A 21,148-nucleotide genomic window follows, 5' to 3' on the forward strand; every position below is an offset into this window, starting at 1 on the left:
TTTAAGTCAAGTTATTTCAATGGCTTCTACGCATTTTCTCAAGTTCTTCCAGTACATTTTTTTGTATTCTATCTTCAATTGGATTTTTTTTAGAAAGCTTGTGTTTTTTATAGCTAGAAGCTACCTCCTCTTCCATCCCTTTTAACTTATGATAAAATTCCAAGGATGATATCCTTATTGCACCTCTTTGAAAAATTACTTGTTGTTCTAACGAGTCAGATGTTACTACTTCCACCTCTGTCTTTCGTCCTATATTATTTACTGACTTTTCTATATAACTGTCAGCAGTTTCACCTTCTTTTGTGAAAACTACAATAACGTTCCCTACTTTTTCTGTCTTTTCTATAGACCCCTTTACTTTATGGGCATCGAAAACTAAAAATATTTTATAGCCTTTAAATGATGAGTAATTTTGCATATAATCTATAAGATTTTGTCTTGCTGTTTCATAACTATACTCTTTTATATCTCGAAGAGTCGGCCAGCTATTGATTATATTATAACCATCAACAAAAATAATTTTCACAATTACTTTTCAATTCTCCTTTTTAAAACTTCATACATTAATATCCCTGCTGCTACCGATGCATTAAGAGAATTTAATTTGCCAGCCATTGGTATGCTTACAACCACATCACATTTATCCCTAGTAAGTTTAGATATTCCCTTGCCCTCATTGCCTATAACAATGGCAATAGATCCACCTAGGTCCACCTTATGACTATACTCATCACCATTCATATCTGCACCATAAATCCATAAACCTTTTTCTTTTAATGTATCTATGGCTGAATTAATATTTGTAACCTTAGCTATCTTCATATACTCAGCAGCTCCAGCTGAGGTCTTATATACTGTTGTAGTTACTCCAACGCTTCTTCTTTTAGGTATTATTATGCCATGTGCACCACATAGCTCTGCTGTCCTTATTATAGATCCTAAATTATGTGGATCTTCAATTTCATCTAAAACAATTATAAACGGATCTTCATCCTTTTCTTTTGCATATTCTAGTATTTCCTCTATGGTATTGTAAATATAAGGCGTTACGATTGCTATAACCCCTTGGTGACTTCCAGTTTCAGACATTGAATCTAGTTTCTTTCTATCCACTTCTTTAACTACTATAGATTTTTCTTTAGCCATAGCTAGTATAGAAGTTATGGATCCTTCCTTGTCTCCCTTTGCAACCAATAGTTGTTCTATAGTCTTATCAGATTTTAAAACTTCTATAACAGCATTTCTTCCTTCTATTAAATCTTCTCTTTCTTTTATTTCTTGATGTTTATCTTCTAAATGTATCTTATTTTCTCTCATTACCGTTCTCCTTAACTACTTTATACCGTTAAATCTAAATTTATAGATCTTTCTAAAATAAAACTTAATCTTTCATTTTGTTCTGTTAAATACAAATAACCTAAAAGAGCCTCAAATCCTGTTGCGTTTCTATAATCCATAACCTCAGCATTTTTAGGCATTGTATGCGACTTTGCATTTCTTCCTCTTTTATAAACACAAACTTCTTCATCACTTAGTTCTTCTTTGATTAAATTAATTATTTTACTTTGAGATGAAGCTTTAACATACCCTATAGCTTTAACGTGTATCTTATGAGCTGAAAGCTCATCATTTTTTTCTAATATATAATTTCTTATAAATAATTCAAATACTGCATCTCCTATTAAAGCCAAAGTTAATGAACTTAATCCTGTGGCTTCCTTAACATCATATTTTTTGTGTTTTAAATATTCCATATTAATTCTCCTTGAATTCTTTTAGCATAATCTAATTATTACTCATATTTTCAATAATCTCAACTAAAATATCTTTATTAACCTACTGTTTAAGATAATATAACAACTAATTTAACTTTTGTATATAAAAACTTACCAATAATTATGTTCTTTTATAGCTTTATAAAAAAACTCTAAATTCATCATTTATATAGATAATGAATTTAGAGTTTTAAATATATTTTACTTATATTTTACTTATATTTTATATTTAATTTTTATTTAGAATAATATTCAACGATTAATTGCTCATTTATTTCTATTGGCAATTCATGTCTTTCAGGTAATTTACATAACTTAGCCTTAAAGTTTTCTTCATCTTTTTCTATATACGATAGATTAAGAGAATAAATATTTTCAAAGTTTTCTTTAAATATATTTATATTTTGTGATGATGACTTAAGTGATACCTCTTCTCCTATATTAACTGAATAGGATGGTATATCTACCTTTTTACCATCAACTTCTATATGTCCATGACTTACCATCTGCCTTGCTTGTCTAATGGATGAAGCTAGGCCCATTCTATATACTATGTTATCTAGCCTACATTCTAGGCTTACAAGTAGCACATCTCCAGTCATTTCTTTACTTTTCAAAGCTTTATCTACATATATTTTAAATTGCTTTTCTAAAACACCGTAGTAAGCTCTAAGCCTTTGTTTTTCTAATAATTGAACTCCAAAATCAGATAACTTTTTATCCGCCCTACTAGTTCCTCTTGCTTCTCTTTTCATTGCCTTTGGATGACCACTTACATTTAATCCAAGCCTTCTGCATTGTTTAAAACGTGGTCCCATCATTTTCGCCATAATATACCTCCATATAAATGAATTGCCGCGGTAAATTATTGCCTTTAGATAATATATCACATTATCTCTTTATTGAAAATGATTATCACTTCGTCTTATTCCTTATTTAATAAATTTAAATCTCCCATCCTGACCATCTCTACTAAATACTCAGTTTTTTAATTTATTTATTATGTTTAATTATTCTTTTAATGAATTAATACCCATTTGATTAAATATTTGTTGAAACAACTCCTTAGCCACTGGAGACGCAATAATACCACCAAAATGTTCTCCTTCTGGTTCATCAATACTTACAAATACGCTTACTTTAGGATTATCATAAGGTGCTGCTCCAATAAACGAAGATATAAACTTTCCTTCCACATAACCTTTTCCACCTATATTGGCCTTTTGAGCTGTTCCTGTTTTCCCAGCTATTCCAAGTCCCTCTACATAAGCTTGTTTACCTGATCCCTTAGATACGGTTTCTTCCAACATTTTAGCCACTGTATTTGCTGTATCCTTACTTATTACTTGTCTTTGATTTTTTTCTTCATAAGGCTTGGACACCGATGTACCTCCATTTTTGTCTACACCAACTACTTCTTTCATTAAATGTGGAGTTGAATATACTCCATCATTCATTATAGTGTTTAGCGCCGCTAATATTTGTATAGGTGATGCTGCATCAGTTTGTCCAAAAGATATGGTCGCAAGATCTAAAGCAGTCATTTGGTCTGTAGGCTTAATTATCCCTGCTGCCTCTCCTGTTAGATCTATACCTGCAGGTTTTCCAAATCCAAAATCATATATATATTTATTTAATCTTTCTTGACCTAATCTTCTACCAAGCTCCATAAATCCAGGATTACAAGAATTCTCCAAGATGTCTATTAATTTCTCTGATCCGTGCCCTTCAGACTTCCAACAGTTCACCTTTGTTCCATTTACCACAGTAAACCCCTTGCAATAAAAGTCATCATTAAGAAATGTCACCTTTTCTTCTAATGCCGCAGAAATTGTGGTTATCTTAAACGTGGATCCAGGTTCGAAAACATCATTTACAGCTTTATTTCTCCATAGTTGTTGCAATTTTTCATTATCCACTATTCCCATTCTCGGGTCATTTAAATTAAAGTCTGGTTTGTTAACCATTGCTAATACTTCACCATTTTTAGGATTAGTTACAATAATAGTTACACCTTTAGCTTTAGTATCTTTCAAAGCCTTATCTGCCACTGTTTGAGCTATATATTGTATACTTTCATCTACACTTAAAATTACATCTTTACCATTTATAGCTTCTGTATAAACAACATCCTCATAGGGCAACTCTGAAGCATTTTTATCTAACTCTGCTATCCTGATACCCGCTACTCCCATAAGTTCTTTATCATAATATTTTTCTAATCCAAAAACACCCTCACCCTCCAAATCTACTATACCAAGTGCGTGAGCTAGAAAATTATTATTAGGATAAAGCCTTGTAGAATCATTTTCTATTATCATAAAGTTATACTTTTTAGTTTTTCTCACTTCTTTAAGCTTATCTATTTTATCTTTTTCTATTTTTCTCTCTAGAGTCATTCCCCTTAATAATCTACCATTATTATCTGTTTTATCAAGCATAGATAGCACCTTGTCATTATCCATGCCTAGAGCTCCTGAGATTTCTTCTGATACTTGCTCTTTAGTTTCATTGTATCTTACACAATATTCTTGCATGGCCAATAAATCTAAGTTAACTTTATATACATCACCACTTACAGCAAGTTCTCTTCCGTTTCTATCTAATATACTTCCTCTTTTAGGCGATATTTTAGCCTCGTTTAAAAATTGTTGTTCTGCCTTATTACCCAAAAACTCACCTTGTAGAACCATTCTTCTGAAAAGTTGTATTGATAAAAGGAGAAATACAAGTGAAAATATTATAAAGGTTGATTTTACACGAATGGGCTTTATTTTAATCTTCTTATTTTTCATTTGTTTATTCCTCCTATATAATCCTTAGAACACTAAAAATTTCTATAGTAAGTATATGATTATTTACTAAGTCTAATTGCACTTTTTCCACCTTACTCCCTGAGGTGTGTCTTCTAAAACTATCCCCATATCTTTAAGTTCATCTCGTATTTTATCTGATAACGCCCAATCTTTATCTTTTCTTGCTTGTTCTCTTTGTTCAATTAACCTTTCCACCTCTTCTTTTAAATTCATCTTAGTGGATTTTTGAAGAATTCCAAGTGGTGACCCTAAATCTCTTATAAGGTTTAAAGCATAATTAATCATATCTTTAGATGAATTTATATCTATATTACTATTTAAATCTCGAATCAAATCAAATATAACAGATATTCCATCTGCAGTATTAAAATCATCATCCATCTTTATCATAAATTTCTCTTTGTATTCCTTTATGTGATCTATATATACCTTCTCTTCTTCCTTAATGCTATCTTGCTTCACTTCTTCTAAAAGGCTTTCTAAATTACCTATAGCATTATAAAGCCTTTCTACAGATGCCTTAGCAGAATCTAAAAGCTCCATACTAAAGTTTAGTTGTGTTCTATAATGTCCAGATAACATGAAAAATCTTACTACATCTGAATCATAACTCTCTAATATATCACGAGTTGTGAAAAAGTTATTCAATGATTTTGACATTTTTTGATTATTTATATTTACAAAGGCTGAATGCACCCAATAATTTGCAAATGGTTTTCCACTTCTCGATTCGCTTTGTGCTATTTCATTTTCATGATGTGGGAATACAAGATCAGATCCTCCAGCATGGATATCAATGGTTTCACCTAATATATTATGCGCCATGCAAGAGCATTCAATATGCCATCCTGGTCTTCCCATTCCCCATGGGCTCTCCCAAGCTGGTTCCCCTTCTTTTTTGTTTTTCCATAGAGCAAAATCCATAGGATCCTGTTTCTTATCTCCTACTTCTATCCTAGCTCCTGCCTGCAAATCATCTATGTTTTGTCCTGATAGTTTGCCATAGCCATTAAATTTCTTTGTGCTAAAGTAAACATCTCCATCTGCCTCATATGCATATCCTTTATCCACAAGATCTGATATAAAACTTACTATTTGATCTATGTGCTCTGTAGCTCTAGGATTAAAGGTAGCCCTTTCTATATTTAATGCATCAGCATCCTTATAGTACTCATTTATATATTTATCTCCTAGAGACTTTACTGTAGTTTTTTCTTCATTAGCTTTTTTTATCATTTTATCATCTATATCCGTAAAGTTTTGAACATAACTAACTTTATATCCACTATATTCAAGATATCTCCTTAAAGCATCGAAAACAATAAATGTTCTTGCATTACCTATATGAAAAAGATTATATACAGTAGGTCCACAAACATACATCTTTATTTCTCCTTCTGTCAAAGGAACAAATTCTTCTTTTCTTTTATTTAATGTATTATATAATTTCATAATTTCCCTCCATTTAAGCCTATATAAAATTTTCTAATCTATCCAAATTAAATTATATCATAATTCAAAACTATATATAAGTTTTTAATTTTTCTATATTACCTTTTAATTATATTATTTTTGCTAATTTATAAACCATCTTATTTCTAATTGATTTTATTATTTCTTTAAATAAAGCCTTTGTAATTACACCTTAATTTTAATAAATACTTAACCCTACATAATTACTAGCACATAGCTATACTCTATTAATGATAAGCTCGGCAATTCTTAGGTCTTCTTTAGTTGTAATTTTTATATTTTCATAGCTTCCCTCATAAATAAAAACCTTGTGACCTATAAGTTCTAAAGCAGCCGTATCATCTGTTACTAATATCTTATTCTTTCTAATGTAGTTATGTCCTTCTAATATAATGGAATATTTAAAGCATTGAGGTGTTTGTATTGCTACTAATTCTTTCCTATTTAAAGTAGCCTTTGAAAAGCCACTTTCATCTATAACTTTTATAGTATCTTTAACCTTAACCCCAGGTGCCGCACCACCATACAAATAGGCATATCTTATTCCATCTTTTATTATATCATCACTAACCAAAGGTCTTGCGCCATCATGAATAAGCACAACTTCACAATCTTCCATTGAAATTAGTCCATTGTAAACTGAGTCCTGCCTTTCTTTCCCACCCTTAACAATAATGATAGGTTTATCAAACTTATATTTTTTCAGTATATTTTCCTCAAAATATGTAACTTCATCCTCTGGCAATACTAAATATATTTCATCTATATCACAGCACATTGAAAACTTCTCTAAAGTACGATGTATTAAAGGTTTCCCGTGAATATTTAAAAATTGTTTGCTTTTATCACTATTCATCCTTTTACCTTTTCCCCCAGCTACTATGAGAGCATTTACCTTACCCATGCCTATCCCCCTTTAATGAATAAACTTAGTTTCTATTAATATATATAACTTTATATTACAATAATACCCCTACATAAAAATAGGGGTATTATTGTAATTATAAACTTTATTAATTTAATCCTTATATTAACCTTGCTTTTCAAATGCATCTTTTTCTTTAGCAAATATCATTCTTCCTGCAGCAGTTTGAAGTACAGATGTAACAACTACGTCTATAACCTCACCTATATATTTTCTGCCACCTTCAACAACTATCATAGTTCCATCATCTAAATATGCTATTCCTTGACCAGACTCTTTACCATCTTTTATAACCTGTATAGTCATTTCTTCTCCTGGAAGAACTACCGGTTTTATTGCATTCGCAAGTTCGTTAATATTAAGAACATCTACCCCTTGAAATTCAGCCACCTTATTTAAGTTATAATCGTTTGTTATAACCTTACCGTCTAAAAATTGAGCAAGTTTTAATAATTTACTATCTACTTCTGCTATTTCTGGAAAGTCCTTTTCTGATATTTGAACTTCAATATTTAATTCTTTTTGAATCTTATTTAATATATCAAGACCTCTTCTTCCGCGATTTCTTTTTAATGAGTCAGATGAATCTGCTATATGCCTTAATTCTTCTAAAACAAATGTCGGAATTATTAGGGTTCCTTCTATAAACCCTGTTTGACATATATCAAATATTCTCCCATCAATTATAACAGAGGTATCTAGAACTTTAGGTGTAGCTTTATTATTAAATTTGTTCTTTTTATCTCTTCCTGATGTTACCTTTTTGAAGTTGCCAAAAAAGGACATCACATCTTCTCTTCTTTTAATAGCAATGTCTGCTCCAAATACAGCTGCCACTATATTTATAACCGCATAAATTATCTTTCCAATTAATGTTGCATTCAAAACACTAGCTAAAAGCGAAGATATAATAAGTGCAATTATGGCTCCTACTGCTCCAAATAAAATTTCTATCGATGTTAATTTTTGCATACTTCTTTCGATATATTCTACTACTTTAGAAATCAAATTATTAATCCATGGTGAAATTAAAAATAATATAAATCCAAATAATAAAGTAATAAGAATTAAAAATAATATTGTATTAATATTAAATCCGCTGAAATATCCCTTGCTTTTTACATACTCAGTTTTAAGTAATAAAACACCAACGAAGTAGCCAATCACTAATCCTATTATTGTAAATAACGATCTTAAAACCTTTTTTAACAAGTCATTCACCTCCCTTTCTAAATTGTTGCCAAAAAGTTGTAATTCTAACCCTTAAGTATTAATATATATTAATACTTTTTCCATTGCAATAAAAGCCTGCTTATTTAATAGAATATTCATTACTTTTTAAGCTTTTACTTATATGTTCATATTCAGCCTTGATAAATACTTCTATTAAGCCCCCCTATGAAAAAGCTAGTATCTAAGTTAATATATAAGCATAAACAGATTTAACTATTCACATCGTCCATTCACCAATTGACAAAATTGTCTGAAAAAACCTATAATTAACTTAAAGAACCTAGGATAGTTAAAAAAATAAGGAGTTGAGTCTTACATGAAAGATATAATTTTTGATGATTTCCAAAACTCCGTCGATGAATATCTTATAAGGCATAAGAGCATTTTAGACGTACTTACTAAGCTTCAAGAATCAGAAGCTAGAGTCAATAGATCAATAGCTAAATCTGTTACAAGCTGTGGCTGTATAACTATAAATGCTAAAAAGCAATGTTTGCCCTCTGATGAAAATTCAATGGATGATCCAAATGACTGCTTTAAAACTCATCTAGACGGAAATCTTTGTAACGACTGTAGGGAAGTTATAGAAACTGAATTAGGTAATAATATATTTTACCTGAGTTCTCTGTGCAATCTTTTAGATTTAAATATTTATGATATAATTTTAAAAGAATATGATAGGATGAATACTTTAGGTAAGTATCATCTTAGATAATGACTCCCCTGCTATAAAAGCAGGGGTAATATTATAATTGCTTATCTAAAGCTACTTGTTCTTTTATTCTTCTAAGCCCATTTTTTATTGCCCTTGCCCTTGCTTCTCCTATACCTTCTACTTTATCTAGTTCTTCGTAGGATGCTTCTACTACAGCCTGTAGTTCATTAAAGTTTTTAACTAAATTTTCTATAATACTACTAGGTATTCTTGGAATCTTATTTAATATTCTATATCCTCTAGATGATATAAGCGTTTCTACTAATGTTACTCCACTGTATCCTATAAGTTTAGCTATTAAATCTAAGTCTAGTATTTCTACTGAACTTAACATTTGTATACCGGTATATATTTCATTTTCATTTAACCCTAATTTACAATAATCTCTTATTAAAAGTATTCCATCCTCTTCAACATACCTTATAAGTTCATCTAATTGCATTGATATGAGTCTTCCTTCATTTCCTAATTCACATATGTACTTTTCAATTTCCGATACTATTCTCATTACCATCTCTGTTCTTTGAATAACTGTTACTACATCAAGTAAGGTAACAATATCCTGGAATTCTAAAAGATTCAGGTTACTTATTACTTTATTTAAAACTGCTACATATCTCTCTAAGGTTTGTATTGCTTGGTTTGCCTTTCCTAGTATGATGCTACTATCTTTTAACACATACTTAATATCTCCTTTGTATACTGTTATCATATTTCTTCTTTGAGATATAGCAATTACAATGCATCCTGTTTGCTTAGCCACTCTATGAGCTGTTCTATGTCTTGTTCCAGTCTCGTAAGTTGTTATTGAATGTTCAGGTACAAGCTGTGCATTTGCATATAATATCTTTTTTATATCAGAACTTATAACTATTGCACCATCCATTTTAGCTAGTTCATATACATAAGAAGGATTGTATTCTGAGTTAATTGTAAATCCTCCATCAACAATTTTGAGAGTCTCATCATCACTGGCTAGTAATAAAAGCCCCCCTGTTTTAGCTCTTAAGATATTTTCTAATCCTTCTCTTAAAGCTGTTCCAGGTCCCATTATTTTTAATATGTTTTTTAATTCCTTATCTCTTTCTATTCTCATATAACCACCTTAATGCTATTAAATAATCAATTATTTTAAGATTACCTATTTTAGCTAGAAAACTTTATCCACCACTTCTTTTAAACTATTTGCTGAAATTAAATTTATATCTTTAAATTTTAAATTTTCTTTATTTCTTGAAGGTATTATTACATTTTTAAAACCCATCTTATAGGCTTCATTTATTATTCTTTCACATCCCATAACAGGTCTTATTTCTCCTGTAAGTCCTATTTCTCCAATACATAAGGCTTTTTCCAAACTTAAACTTTTACCTTTAGCACTAGAAATAAGAGCTAAAGCTATACCAAGATCTCCGAATGTACCTTCTAGATTTAACCCTCCTACTACATTAACATAAACATCAGTTTTATAAAAAGGTATCTTGAATTTCTTTTCTAAAACTGCCAAAATAAGATTCAATCTTGCAGTGTCAAGCCCTACAGATGTCCTTCTTGGAAAGTTTGCATTGGATTCACTAACTAATGCTTGAACTTCAACTAATATAGGTCTACTACCTTCCACCGTACCTACAACTATTGATCCTTCTTGATTAAATGAAGTATCTTGCAAAAATATTTTAGAAGGGTCATAAACTTCCATAAGACCTTCTTCTTTCATTTCAAAAACTCCAATTTCACTAGTTGTTCCGAATCTATTTTTCATAGTTCTTAATATCCTAAACTCTTCTGTTCTTTCACCTTCAAAGGATAGTACAGCATCTACCATATGTTCTAATACTTTAGGTCCTGCAAGCTCTCCTTGTTTAGTAACATGTGCCACTATAAAAAATGGTATGTTTTTCATTTTTCCTATTCTCATAAGCTCATTAGAGCACTCTCTAACTTGTGAAACACTGCCTGGAGCAGAAGATAATGAGTCTTTAAATACAGTTTGAATAGAATCTATTATTACAAAAGATGGATCTAATTCTTCTATTTGAACTTCAATATTAGAAAGGTTAGTCTCTGATAATATATAAAGGTTTTGTGATGATAAATTTAACCTATCACCTCTTATCTTTATCTGTTCTTCAGATTCTTCTCCTGATACGTATAAAACCTTTCCATAACTTTCCGCTATATTATTAGCAGTTTGAATAAGAAGTGTAGATTTACCTATACCAGGATCTCCTGAGATAAGGGTAAGTGAACCTTTAACTAGTCCCCCACCTAATACCCTATTTAATTCTACAATGCCTGTGTTATAGCGTTCTTGTTCACCAGACTTTATAGTGTTTATATTTTTAGGTAAACTTTCTTTACTAAACGGCATCTTATGACGCTCATTTACTGATGAAGGTATTACCTTTTCTTCTACAAGACTTGCCCATGTATTACAAGAAGGGCACTTTCCAAGCCACCTTAATGTTTCATATCCACATTGTTGACACACATAATTTGTTTTAGTCTTTGCCAACCCTTACCAACTCCAGTTTCCATCTATTTTATATCTGTTTACCCATTAGTATTTTACTATACTTTATAGGTTAAACCATGGTTTCCATTTTTTATTAGAACTTAATTATACAATATTTTGTTTGTATTTTGTGTGGATTTTTAAAATTTCATATTCACACTTGCATTTTTTCTATATTTTTAGGTTTTTATACCTCTTAATATTTTAATTTATAATGATTTAGGGGAATTTTGTCATATGACTAAATTCCCCTAAATAAAATTCTGATAATATATTTACTTATTTAACAAAGAGGCTGCTTGTTCATCTATAATTACAGTAACATCATTGTGCACTGCAAGAAGTGTGGCTGGAGACTTAGTGGTTATTTTTCCCGAAAAAAGCTTTGCTATAGCTTCTGCTTTCCCTTCACCACTAGCTATTAATATTATACTTTTAGCCTTCATTATTTCGCCAAGTCCCATAGTTATAGCCTTTTTAGGCACTTCATCAATACTATCAAAAAATCTAGAATTGGCCTTAATTGTACTTTCTGTAAGTCCTGTAACATGAGTACCTAAAACAAGCTCTTCATCAGGTTCATTAAAGGCAATATGTCCATTTCCCCCTATACCTAGTAGTTGAACATCAATTCCACCTAAATCTCTTATGTTTTTATCATAACCTATGCATTCTGCTTTCATATCTTCAGCATTACCATTTGGTACATAAGTATTGTTTTTATCTATATTTATATGGTTAAATAATGTGTTATTCATGAAATATCTGTAGCTTTGAGGATGGTTGTTTGAAATTCCTATATATTCATCTAAATTAATAGTTGTAACTTTAGAGAAATCAACCTTTTTCTCTTCATTTAACTTTATAAGTTCCTCATATAGTCCTATAGGTGAACTTCCTGTAGCAAGCCCCAAAATACTATGCTCTTTATTATTAATAACCTTTGAAATTTCCTTTGCTGCTCTTTTGCTTATACCCTCATAGTCTTTTTCAATTATTAGTTTCATTTTAATTTCCCCTCACTTTTTGATGATATATTAACTTCTAATAAATATTTATCTGATCTATAAATGGCCTCTTCAATGAAAATAACCTTATCTTCTGCTGTCATATTCTTACTACAAGTTTTAAGAAGAGGAACTAATTCTTCTGTATTAAATATTTCCTTATATCTGTCTTCCATTACTAATGCTTGTATCGAAGTTTCAGAATTAACTATCTTATAGCCTTCTTCTTCTAACACCTTGTAGAGTGATCCATTTAACTCACCTTTATCTTTTATATCTAAATAATCACAGGGTATATATACTATCTCATTAGCTATGCTACAACCATTTACAATTCTCATTCTGTTTATCTTATATATCTTATCTTTATTAAAAATATCTTTCAACTCTTTACTAGCATCAATCTCTTCGAATTGAAGCACCTTAGTTTCTAATTTCATTCCAGTTCTAGATACTATTTCTGAAAAGCTCATCATATCTTTTTGCTTAACTTTTGGCTCAGATACAAATGTTCCTACACCCTTTTGTCTAACGAGCAAACCTTCTTGAACTAATTCTCCAAGGGCTTGCCTTACCGTCATTCTGCTAACAGAATAGTTTTTGGAAAGCTCTCTTTCACTATCTATACACTGGCCTACTGACCAAGTTCCTTTAGATATTTTCTTTTTTACGTCCTCTTTTAGTTGATAATACGCAGGGATAGGACTACTTTTGTCTATCATAAGAATCCCTCCTGAAATTATTATAATCTACATAGTTATAGATGTCTATACCAGTATAGCTACATTTAATAGGAATATTTATATTAAATGCATATCAAGGGATATAAAAGTTCCTTGATATGCATTTGTTTTTTATATTATCACATTGCGCTTACAACTCTATCAAACAAATCTTTATTCTTAGTTATATTGCCTTCATTTCCAAGTACAGTTATATAATTTTGCTTCATAACTGATTCCATAAGATTTGAAAGTGATTTAATATCTTCTAAGGTAGTTGATAAAACTTCCTGCCTCTCTTTTCTTATCATATCATATGTTACCTTGCTAAAGTACATTTCGATAGCTCTTTCTGCCCTCATAGAACTAGTCAAAGGTACATCTAAATCTCTCACTGCACCTATTATATACTTATCCATATCTCTTTTAGATGCACTAAATTGTCTTAGATACTCTGCCATATCATCATAAGCCTTTAATGTATCTACTAGGTTAGGGTCTCTATAGGATGATATAAATAGATTCCCTGTTATTCCAAAGTCTAAGGACACACCATAAGCTCCTCCTTTTACCCTTACCCTATTCCATAAGTAATCATACTTTGCGATAGTTTGAAGTACTAAAAGAGATCCACTATAAGAAAAGCCATCTTTTTTAAAGTTTCCGCCTTTAGCTACGTATTGGATATTAGCTTGAGTAGTTAATCCTTCGTTTGTTTTGTTATTTAAAAATACATAATCTTTATATAAATTGCTTTCAGGTTTTAGACTTCTACCTATAATCGGCATACTGTTTTTAAATGTAATATAATCTTCTTCTTCTCCTGCAAAACTTACTATTAGATTAGACTTATTAAATAATAATTTTGATACCTTGCTTAGGTTTAAAGATAATTCATTCCATTTATTTTCGAAATTGCTTTCTAAGTCACATAAGAACCTGTAATATTCAAGCCCAGATACCTTTTCATCATAAGCTGCCTTTTGTGATATAGATGATAAAAGCCTTCTAGCTGCTACAGCATTTCCAGCACTTTGTATCATAGCCTCGTGGTTTGATTTGTTTTCTCTAATAATTTGAAGTATTAAATCTTTTTCTTCAAATTTAGTACTAGTTAATATCTCTAACATAAGGTTCATAGCTTTATCAATATCAGTATTTAAAGCTTTAGATCTAACCATAAACTTTGGATAATACTGATCCTTATCTAAGCTATCCATATAATTATTTAAATTAAATCTAATTCCACCAGTGTGTATAGATATTTCATTTATAAGTGTATCATAATTGTATTTATTAGTGCTTATCTTACCAAGAACTTCTGATAAAAGCTTTCCATATTGTATAAGTTCCTGTGGAATAACCTTAGCATCAAATATAAGCTTAAGATAAGCAATCTTATTTGTATTCAAATCGCTATATAATACCTTTATTCCATCTTCATCTCTTTCTTCGAAGGGAATAATTTCTATATCCTGATTTACATCACTTATAGATAAATTAGGTATTGTATTTAATTGTTCTTCAGTATCATCTTTTTCCTGTATAGCTCGTAAATTACGAACTTTTGAAATTATATTTTCTCTATCATTATCTGTTAGCTGCGACTTTACAATGTTTAATTTTTCTTCAATATGTTTCTCTTTCTTTTCAATATAGCCCTTTTCAGGTTTTAATGTATAAAGTAAACAGTGGTTGTTATTAAGAAGATATTTTTCAATTAAATTCTCAAAATATCTTTTATCTACTCCATTTTTTATATTTTCTAGAAGGTTATTATATTGAAGCTGTGAAAATGGGTCGCTATTATACATATAACTTTCAACAACCTGATAGTAATATACAAGTCCTTTAGGGTATCCTCCAAAATCAGCTTCCCTTAATGCAAATTCTCTTTTGTTTATTGAAGCTAGTGCTAAATCTTTATCTATGCCTTTATCTACTATTTCTTGAAGGCTTTCTCTTAAGACCTTTTTAAACTTATCTTTTTTATCTTCATTAGCTCCTTTAATTAATATCAAAAATAAAGGTTGCTTTATGCTATTTTCGAATCCTCCATCTACAGATTTTCCTATTCCAGCATCCATTAAAGCTTTTTTAACTGGCGCTGCTGAATTATTTAAAATCATATCATATAAAATGTCCAATGCTAAAATTTCTTCTGGATTACTAAAGTCTCCAGCACTGTAGCCAAGAGCAAGGTAAGTCTTATCCTTTTCATCTTCATCTTTAGATATTCCGTATACCCCTTCTTTTTCTACCAACTGTTCAAACTTTTCTTGTATAGGTATTTGAACATCTATATCTAATTTATCAAAGTTGTTAAGATAGTTATCATTTATAAATTGTAATATCTTAATAACATCTACATCACCATATAAAAACATATGACTATTAGATGGATGATAATATTTCTTATGGAAATTTAAAAAGTCTTCGTAGGTTAATTCTGTTATATTATCTGGATCTCCTCCTGAATCGTGTCCATAAGGAGTATCTTTGTAAAGATTTCTAATGACTCCGTCAAAAGCTAAAGAATCCGGTGAAGAGTAGGCACCTTTCATTTCATTATAAACTACCCCATTATATCGTAATTCATCCTTATTTTCATCTAATATATAATGCCAGCCTTCTTGCATAAAAGTATATTCATTTTCATATATAGATGGATAAAATACTCCATCCATATACACATCTAATAGATTAATAAAATCTTTTTCATTTTTACTTGCTAGAGGATATACAGTCCTATCTGGAAATGTCATAGCATTTAAAAATGTGTTAAGTGAACTTTTTAATAAATCTACAAAAGGTTCTTTTGTCTTGAATTTCCTTGAACCTGCTAAAACTGAGTGTTCTATTATATGTGGCACACCAGTACTGTTCTCTGGAGGAGTTTTAAACCCTATTGTAAAAACCTTGTTATCGTCATCATTTGAGATGTTTATTAGTTTAGCCCCTGTTTTTTCGTGATTAAATATCCTCCCTATAGAATTTAATTCTTCTAACTTTCTTTCCTCTATAAGTTTAAATCCATGGTATATATCGTTAATCTTAAACGGCAATCAAATCTCTCCTTTCTGTTTTAAGTATGTCCTTAGAATCTACTAGTTTTTTTCTTATTACTTTAATACTCTATTTTATACTATAACCTATTAATTAAGATAATCAAGAAATAAATTATACTGATTGTAACGTTTAGGGAAGCTTATCAACTATGATTAAAGCTTCCCTATTTTTATAACATTCTAATTTTCATTTTTAAATACTAAATTCCCATCTTCCATATAGCCATAAACAGTATTACCTTTAGATATATTTCCTTTTAATATTTCTTCACTTAACTTATCTTCAACAATTTTAGTTATTGCTCTTCTAAGTGGCCTTGCGCCATAAACTTTATCAAACCCTTTTTTAGCTAAGAATCTTTTACTTTCTTCATCAAATTCCACGTTTATTTCTATTTGTTTTAATCTATCTGTTACTAAGTGCAACATAAGATCTACTATTTTTACTAGATCCTCTTCTTTTAAAGTTTCAAACACTATTATATCATCAATTCTATTTAAAAATTCTGGTCTAAATTCTCTTTTAAGCTCTTCTAATACATTTTCTTTCATCTTTTCATAATCACTATCCATTGTATCTTCTGATATATTGAAACCCACAGTCTTTTGTTTCTTTATAGTAGAGGCTCCTGCATTTGATGTCATTATAATTATAGTGTTTTTAAAGCTTACAGTTTTACCTTTTCCATCAGTTAATCTTCCATCTTCTAATATTTGAAGCAATATATTAAAAACATCTGGATGTGCTTTTTCAATTTCATCAAATAAAATTACGGAATAAGGATGTCTTCTAACCTTTTCTGTTAATTGTCCACCTTCATCATATCCTACGTATCCTGGAGGAGATCCTATAAGTTTTGATGTGGTGTGCTTTTCCATATACTCAGACATATCAATTCTTATCATGTTGTCCTGATCTCCAAACATAGCTTCCGCCAATGCTTTTGAAAGTTCTGTCTTTCCAACTCCAGTAGGTCCTAGAAATATAAATGACCCTATAGGTCTATTTGGATCTTTAAGTCCTACTCTTGCACGTCTCACTGCTCTAGATACAGACTTTACTGCCTCTTCTTGTCCAATAACCCTATTATGAAGTATTTGTTCTAGATTAAGTAGTTTCTTAGACTCTTTTTCTGTGAGTTTTTCTACAGGCACATTTGTCCATCTTGAAACTATTATTGCGATATCTTCTTCATCCACCTTTTGTGTTTCTGAATTGTTTTCTGTATGCCATTGATGTTTTACAGTTTCTAAGTTTTCCTTATATTTCTTTTCCTTATCTCTTAATGCTGCTGCCTTCTCAAAATCTTGAAGTCTTATAGCATCTTCTTTCTCTTTTCCAATCTTTTCTATATCTTCTTCTATCTTCTTTAAACTTGGTGGAGCAGTAAGATTGCTTATTCTAACTTTAGCACCTGCTTCATCAATTAAATCAATAGCCTTATCTGGAAGATATCTATCAGTTATATATCTGTCAGATAGCCTAACAGCTGCTTCTAATGCTCCATCAGTTATCTTAACTCTATGATGTGCTTCATATTTATCTCTTAATCCCTTAAGTATTTGTAATGCCTCTTCAGTTGTAGGTTCTCCAACCACTATTGGCTGAAATCTTCTTTCTAGTGCTGCATCTTTTTCTATATGTTTTCGATATTCTTCTATAGTTGTAGCCCCTATACATTGTATTTCGCCTCTAGCTAAAGCTGGTTTTAATATATTAGATGCATCTATAGCTCCTTCTGCTCCGCCGGCACCTATTATAGTATGAATCTCATCTATAAATAATATTACATCTCCAGCTTTTCTTATTTCTTCCATGACGTTTTTAAGTCTTTCTTCGAATTCACCTCTATATTTTGCTCCTGCAATCATTGAGGATAAATCTAATGTAACGACCCTTTTATCTTTTAAAAGCTCTGGAATATTTCCTTGAACAATTTTTTGTGCAAGTCCTTCTACTACAGCCGTCTTACCTACTCCAGGATCGCCTATAAAGCAAGGGTTATTTTTTGTCCTTCTTGATAAGATTTCAAGCACTCTTTGAGTTTCTTCTTTTCTCCCTACAACAGGATCAAGCTTCCCTTCCTCAGCCATTTTAGTTAAATCTCGTCCATACTGATTTAATGTTGGTGTATCGCTACCTTTAACCTTCCCTTTACTACTATTATTTACTTCTCCTTCACCAGATAAACTATTTATAAGTTCACTTCTCAATTTATCAAAGTTCACCTGAACACTTTTTAATATATTAAAAGCCACTCCTTCTGACTCACTTATAAGCGCTAACAGTATATGTTCTGGTGTTACATAATTATGATTTAAATTTCTAGCTTCCAGTAGGCTAAGGTCTAAAAGTCTTTTAGTTCTAGGTGTAAGTGGCACCTCATTTTGAGCTATACTTAAATCTCCCTTACCTTCCATTTTTTCTATTAGATCTTTTATATTTTCTAAGGAAACGCCCATACTATTTAGTATGTTTTTACTCATTCCTTCTTCTTTTAATATTCCAAGTAAAATATGCTCCGTACCTATAAATCCATGTTGAAGATCTATTGATTCATCTTTTGCATATAAAATAACATTTTGTGCTCTTTCGGTAAATTTTTCAAACATCATAGCTTTCTTCACCCCTTCTATTATCCATTATTTATTATTAACTATTTGTTATTAAAGTATTCTCTTACAAGATTTGCTCTTTCGATATCTCTTTCTTTAACACTTAAATCCCTACCAAGCCTTAATTGCAATGTAGCTGGCTGAGTTTCAACTAAAAGTTTATTTAGTTTAACCTTATCTATATCCTTTAATATTTCCATCTCTATTCCCATTCTTACATTAGAAAGTAAATCTAATGCTTCTTTTGAACTTAAAATTCTTGAACTTTTCAAAATTCCTAATGACCTATATATCTTATCTTCCAGTTCGTTTTTATATCTTCCTAGAAATTGTTCTCTAGCTCTATTTTCTTGAGATATAAGTTGAGATACCACAGCCTCTAAGTTACTTAAAATATCCTCTTCCTTCATACCAAGAGTTATTTGATTTGAAACTTGATATATATTACCTTCTGCTTTTGATCCTTCTCCATAAAGCCCTCTTAAAGTCATACCTAACTGTGTAAGGGCCTTTAAAGCATCATTAATTTCATCCTTCATTGTTAATGCTGGAAGATGGAGCATAGCTGATACCCTCATACCTGTTCCTAAATTAGTAGGGCATGCAGTTATATATCCTAAATTATCATCAAATGCAAAATCAAGCTTTTCTTCTAAATCGTCATCTATGCTGTTTGCTATCTTATACGCTTCCCTTATATCAAAGCCAGAACTTATACATTGAATTCTTAAATGATCTTCTTCATTTATCATAAGGCTTATTGTCTCATCTTCACTTAATAAAAATGCCGATTTATCCTTTGAAGCTAATAAATTAGGACTAATAAGATGCTTTTCTATATAGTTTCTTCCTTGATTTAAATCCACCTTCCAAAGATCTATTTCTTTAAAGTTTCCCTTGTCTTTTTCTACTTCATAAAATGTATCCTCAATATTTTTAGCTAAAGCCTTTGCTTCCTCTAATTCTAATTTATGTGGAAACGCAACTCCTGTTATATTTCTTGCAAGCCTTACTCTGCTACTTAATACCATATCGTCATTACTTGTAATGTTATCTATCCAATTTTTCATAGTATCACCCCTATTCTAATTTTTTAAGGGCCTTTATTTCATCCCTTAACATTGCTGCTTTTTCATATTCCTCAGCTAGTATAGACTTTTGGAGGTCTTCTTTTAATGATAACATCTTTTTTCTTTCCATAAGTGCCTTTCCAGACTTTAGTGGAAATTTACCTACATGCTCTGTATCCCCTTGGACTCTTTTTACAATAGGTAGAAGTGTCTCATTAAAGTTTTCATAACACTTGCTACATCCCAAAAGTCCTTTTCTTTTGAATTCGCTGTAGGTCATACCACAATTTTCACATGTATCCTCTTGAAGAGGAGCATTTTTTGATGACTGATTTATATAATCTACAAGCCCACTAAGTAAGCTTTGAAAAGAAAAAGGTGAATCCATATTGAAATCTGATCCTACACCTAATCCCTCTTGTTCCTTTGCGCATTGCTCACATATGCTAGTTTCTTGCTTAACACCATTTACTATTTTTACTATATGGACATTCGCTGGATTTACATTACATTTCTCACACAACATACATCATCACTCCAATTCTTTTAATATTAAACCTATTATTTTTTTATAAATATATTATGATAAAACTACCATTATCATAGATTTTAAAAGCTCAGCTCTTATCTTATTTCTATCTTCAATATTTATAGATGCTAAAGCCCTATCATTTATGGCCATCTTCACTATTTGCCCTTCTCTATCTTTAAGTATTTCAATATCTATTAGAACCTCAATTAGCGATATAGCACACTCACAAGTTATGCTCTCTCCTATTTTTTCATTTATCATATCTTTTACATGTTCATGACTATCCTTAGTTTGTCTTATTACAATATATCCTCCGCCGCCTCTACGACTTTCGATTATATAACCTTTGTCTGTGGTAAATCTTGTAGTTAACACATAATTAATTTGTGATGGAGCACAACTAAATTGACTTGCTAGTTCATTTCTTTGTATTTGCAATTTTTCTCCATCATTCTCTTCTAACAATGATTTTATAAATGTTTCTATTATATCTGATAATGTAGCCACTACGTCACCTCTTTGACTTTGCCTTTCTTTGACCTTAATACAATCATATTATTATCTTCAATTTTATTCAAGAGATAAATCTCATATTTTTAGATTAAATCTCATTAAATTTCGCAAAATATAGAAGTTAAACTTCACATTCTTTTACTTACTACTACTTACATCTAATTCCTC

The 21,148-nt window shown here is 30.5% G+C and carries 18 protein-coding genes; 1 reads left to right on the forward strand and 17 read right to left on the reverse strand.

Annotated elements, in window-relative coordinates; genetic code table 11:
• Positions 1 to 16: 16 nt before the first annotated feature.
• From BV55_RS0103715 to BV55_RS0103750, 8 genes are all read right to left on the reverse strand, one after another.
• On the reverse strand, positions 17 to 526 hold the full coding sequence (locus BV55_RS0103715; protein WP_029451435.1) for an NYN domain-containing protein: 510 nt from the start codon (positions 524 to 526) through the stop codon (positions 17 to 19).
• 2 nt (positions 527 to 528) lie between these two features.
• Entirely contained in the window at positions 529 to 1,317 is a 789-nt protein-coding gene (gene rlmB, locus BV55_RS0103720; RefSeq protein WP_029451436.1) for a 23S rRNA (guanosine(2251)-2'-O)-methyltransferase RlmB, read from the reverse strand.
• 20 nt (positions 1,318 to 1,337) lie between these two features.
• Complete coding sequence (locus tag BV55_RS0103725; protein WP_029451437.1) at positions 1,338 to 1,754, reverse strand: Mini-ribonuclease 3; 417 nt, start codon at positions 1,752 to 1,754, stop codon at positions 1,338 to 1,340.
• A 257-nt stretch (positions 1,755 to 2,011) separates the two neighbouring features.
• Complete coding sequence (gene rpsD / locus BV55_RS0103730; protein ID WP_029451438.1) at positions 2,012 to 2,605, reverse strand: 30S ribosomal protein S4; 594 nt, start codon at positions 2,603 to 2,605, stop codon at positions 2,012 to 2,014.
• A 180-nt stretch (positions 2,606 to 2,785) separates the two neighbouring features.
• Positions 2,786 to 4,570, reverse strand: coding sequence for a penicillin-binding transpeptidase domain-containing protein (locus BV55_RS0103735; RefSeq protein ID WP_029451439.1), 1,785 nt, complete (start codon positions 4,568 to 4,570; stop codon positions 2,786 to 2,788).
• Positions 4,571 to 4,642: 72 nt separating this feature from the next.
• Positions 4,643 to 6,043 (reverse strand): cysteine--tRNA ligase, encoded by a 1,401-nt coding sequence (gene cysS, locus BV55_RS0103740; protein WP_029451440.1) that lies wholly within the window; start codon positions 6,041 to 6,043, stop codon positions 4,643 to 4,645.
• 238 nt (positions 6,044 to 6,281) lie between these two features.
• Positions 6,282 to 6,968, reverse strand: a complete 687-nt coding sequence (ispD, locus tag BV55_RS0103745) for a 2-C-methyl-D-erythritol 4-phosphate cytidylyltransferase (protein WP_029451441.1) — start codon at positions 6,966 to 6,968, stop codon at positions 6,282 to 6,284.
• 126 nt (positions 6,969 to 7,094) lie between these two features.
• Positions 7,095 to 8,201, reverse strand: coding sequence for a PIN/TRAM domain-containing protein (locus BV55_RS0103750; protein WP_029451442.1), 1,107 nt, complete (start codon positions 8,199 to 8,201; stop codon positions 7,095 to 7,097).
• A 337-nt stretch (positions 8,202 to 8,538) separates the two neighbouring features.
• Here BV55_RS0103750 and BV55_RS0103755 point away from each other — a divergent pair, with 337 nt between their 5' ends.
• Positions 8,539 to 8,937, forward strand: coding sequence for a nucleoside triphosphate pyrophosphohydrolase family protein (locus tag BV55_RS0103755; protein WP_029451443.1), 399 nt, complete (start codon positions 8,539 to 8,541; stop codon positions 8,935 to 8,937).
• 31 nt (positions 8,938 to 8,968) lie between these two features.
• Here the strand turns inward: BV55_RS0103755 and disA are convergent, their stop codons facing one another.
• The 9 genes from disA to BV55_RS0103800 form a co-directional block, all read right to left on the reverse strand.
• A complete protein-coding gene (gene disA, locus BV55_RS0103760; RefSeq protein WP_029451444.1) occupies positions 8,969 to 10,033 on the reverse strand; it encodes a DNA integrity scanning diadenylate cyclase DisA in 1,065 nt (354 codons plus the stop codon).
• 54 nt (positions 10,034 to 10,087) lie between these two features.
• Positions 10,088 to 11,452, reverse strand: coding sequence for a DNA repair protein RadA (radA, locus tag BV55_RS0103765; protein WP_029451447.1), 1,365 nt, complete (start codon positions 11,450 to 11,452; stop codon positions 10,088 to 10,090).
• Positions 11,453 to 11,727: 275 nt separating this feature from the next.
• The gene (gene nagB, locus BV55_RS0103770) at positions 11,728 to 12,459 is read right to left on the reverse strand and encodes a glucosamine-6-phosphate deaminase (protein ID WP_029451448.1); all 732 of its coding nucleotides are present in this window, start codon (positions 12,457 to 12,459) and stop codon (positions 11,728 to 11,730) included.
• A complete protein-coding gene (locus BV55_RS0103775) occupies positions 12,456 to 13,181 on the reverse strand; it encodes a GntR family transcriptional regulator (RefSeq protein ID WP_029451450.1) in 726 nt (241 codons plus the stop codon). Before BV55_RS0103775 ends, nagB begins: the two co-directional genes overlap by 4 nt.
• A 140-nt stretch (positions 13,182 to 13,321) precedes the next feature.
• Positions 13,322 to 16,246: an insulinase family protein gene (locus BV55_RS0103780; protein WP_029451452.1), complete on the reverse strand. Its 2,925-nt coding sequence runs from the start codon at positions 16,244 to 16,246 to the stop codon at positions 13,322 to 13,324.
• A gap of 183 nt (positions 16,247 to 16,429) precedes the next feature.
• Positions 16,430 to 18,865 carry an ATP-dependent Clp protease ATP-binding subunit gene (locus tag BV55_RS0103785; RefSeq protein WP_029451453.1) on the reverse strand — a complete coding sequence of 812 codons (2,436 nt, stop codon included), beginning with the start codon at positions 18,863 to 18,865 and terminating at the stop codon, positions 16,430 to 16,432.
• 41 nt (positions 18,866 to 18,906) lie between these two features.
• On the reverse strand, positions 18,907 to 19,935 hold the full coding sequence (locus BV55_RS0103790; protein WP_029451454.1) for a protein arginine kinase: 1,029 nt from the start codon (positions 19,933 to 19,935) through the stop codon (positions 18,907 to 18,909).
• Between the two features lie 10 nt (positions 19,936 to 19,945).
• Positions 19,946 to 20,461 carry a UvrB/UvrC motif-containing protein gene (locus tag BV55_RS0103795; protein ID WP_029451455.1) on the reverse strand — a complete coding sequence of 172 codons (516 nt, stop codon included), beginning with the start codon at positions 20,459 to 20,461 and terminating at the stop codon, positions 19,946 to 19,948.
• A gap of 54 nt (positions 20,462 to 20,515) precedes the next feature.
• Positions 20,516 to 20,974: a CtsR family transcriptional regulator gene (locus tag BV55_RS0103800; RefSeq protein ID WP_029451457.1), complete on the reverse strand. Its 459-nt coding sequence runs from the start codon at positions 20,972 to 20,974 to the stop codon at positions 20,516 to 20,518.
• Positions 20,975 to 21,148 lie beyond the last annotated feature (174 nt).

The organism is Clostridium algidicarnis (assembly GCF_000703125.1).
Taxonomy (GTDB): domain Bacteria; phylum Bacillota; class Clostridia; order Clostridiales; family Clostridiaceae; genus Clostridium_L; species Clostridium_L algidicarnis.

Excerpts from the sequence above, each read along its gene's own strand:
- cysS (WP_029451440.1), bottom strand. The coding sequence starts at position 6,043 with ATGAAATTATATAATACATTAAATAAAAGAAAAGAAGAATTTGTTCCT.
- nagB (WP_029451448.1), bottom strand. The coding sequence starts at position 12,459 with ATGAAACTAATAATTGAAAAAGACTATGAGGGTATAAGCAAAAGAGCA.
- BV55_RS0103755 (WP_029451443.1), top strand. The coding sequence starts at position 8,539 with ATGAAAGATATAATTTTTGATGATTTCCAAAACTCCGTCGATGAATAT.
- BV55_RS0103790 (WP_029451454.1), bottom strand. The coding sequence starts at position 19,935 with ATGAAAAATTGGATAGATAACATTACAAGTAATGACGATATGGTATTA.
- BV55_RS0103735 (WP_029451439.1), bottom strand. The coding sequence starts at position 4,570 with ATGAAAAATAAGAAGATTAAAATAAAGCCCATTCGTGTAAAATCAACC.
- BV55_RS0103775 (WP_029451450.1), bottom strand. The coding sequence starts at position 13,181 with ATGATAGACAAAAGTAGTCCTATCCCTGCGTATTATCAACTAAAAGAG.
- ispD (WP_029451441.1), bottom strand. The coding sequence starts at position 6,968 with ATGGGTAAGGTAAATGCTCTCATAGTAGCTGGGGGAAAAGGTAAAAGG.
- BV55_RS0103785 (WP_029451453.1), bottom strand. The coding sequence starts at position 18,865 with ATGATGTTTGAAAAATTTACCGAAAGAGCACAAAATGTTATTTTATAT.
- BV55_RS0103795 (WP_029451455.1), bottom strand. The coding sequence starts at position 20,461 with ATGTTGTGTGAGAAATGTAATGTAAATCCAGCGAATGTCCATATAGTA.
- rlmB (WP_029451436.1), bottom strand. The coding sequence starts at position 1,317 with ATGAGAGAAAATAAGATACATTTAGAAGATAAACATCAAGAAATAAAA.
- disA (WP_029451444.1), bottom strand. The coding sequence starts at position 10,033 with ATGAGAATAGAAAGAGATAAGGAATTAAAAAACATATTAAAAATAATG.
- BV55_RS0103725 (WP_029451437.1), bottom strand. The coding sequence starts at position 1,754 with ATGGAATATTTAAAACACAAAAAATATGATGTTAAGGAAGCCACAGGA.
- rpsD (WP_029451438.1), bottom strand. The coding sequence starts at position 2,605 with ATGGCGAAAATGATGGGACCACGTTTTAAACAATGCAGAAGGCTTGGA.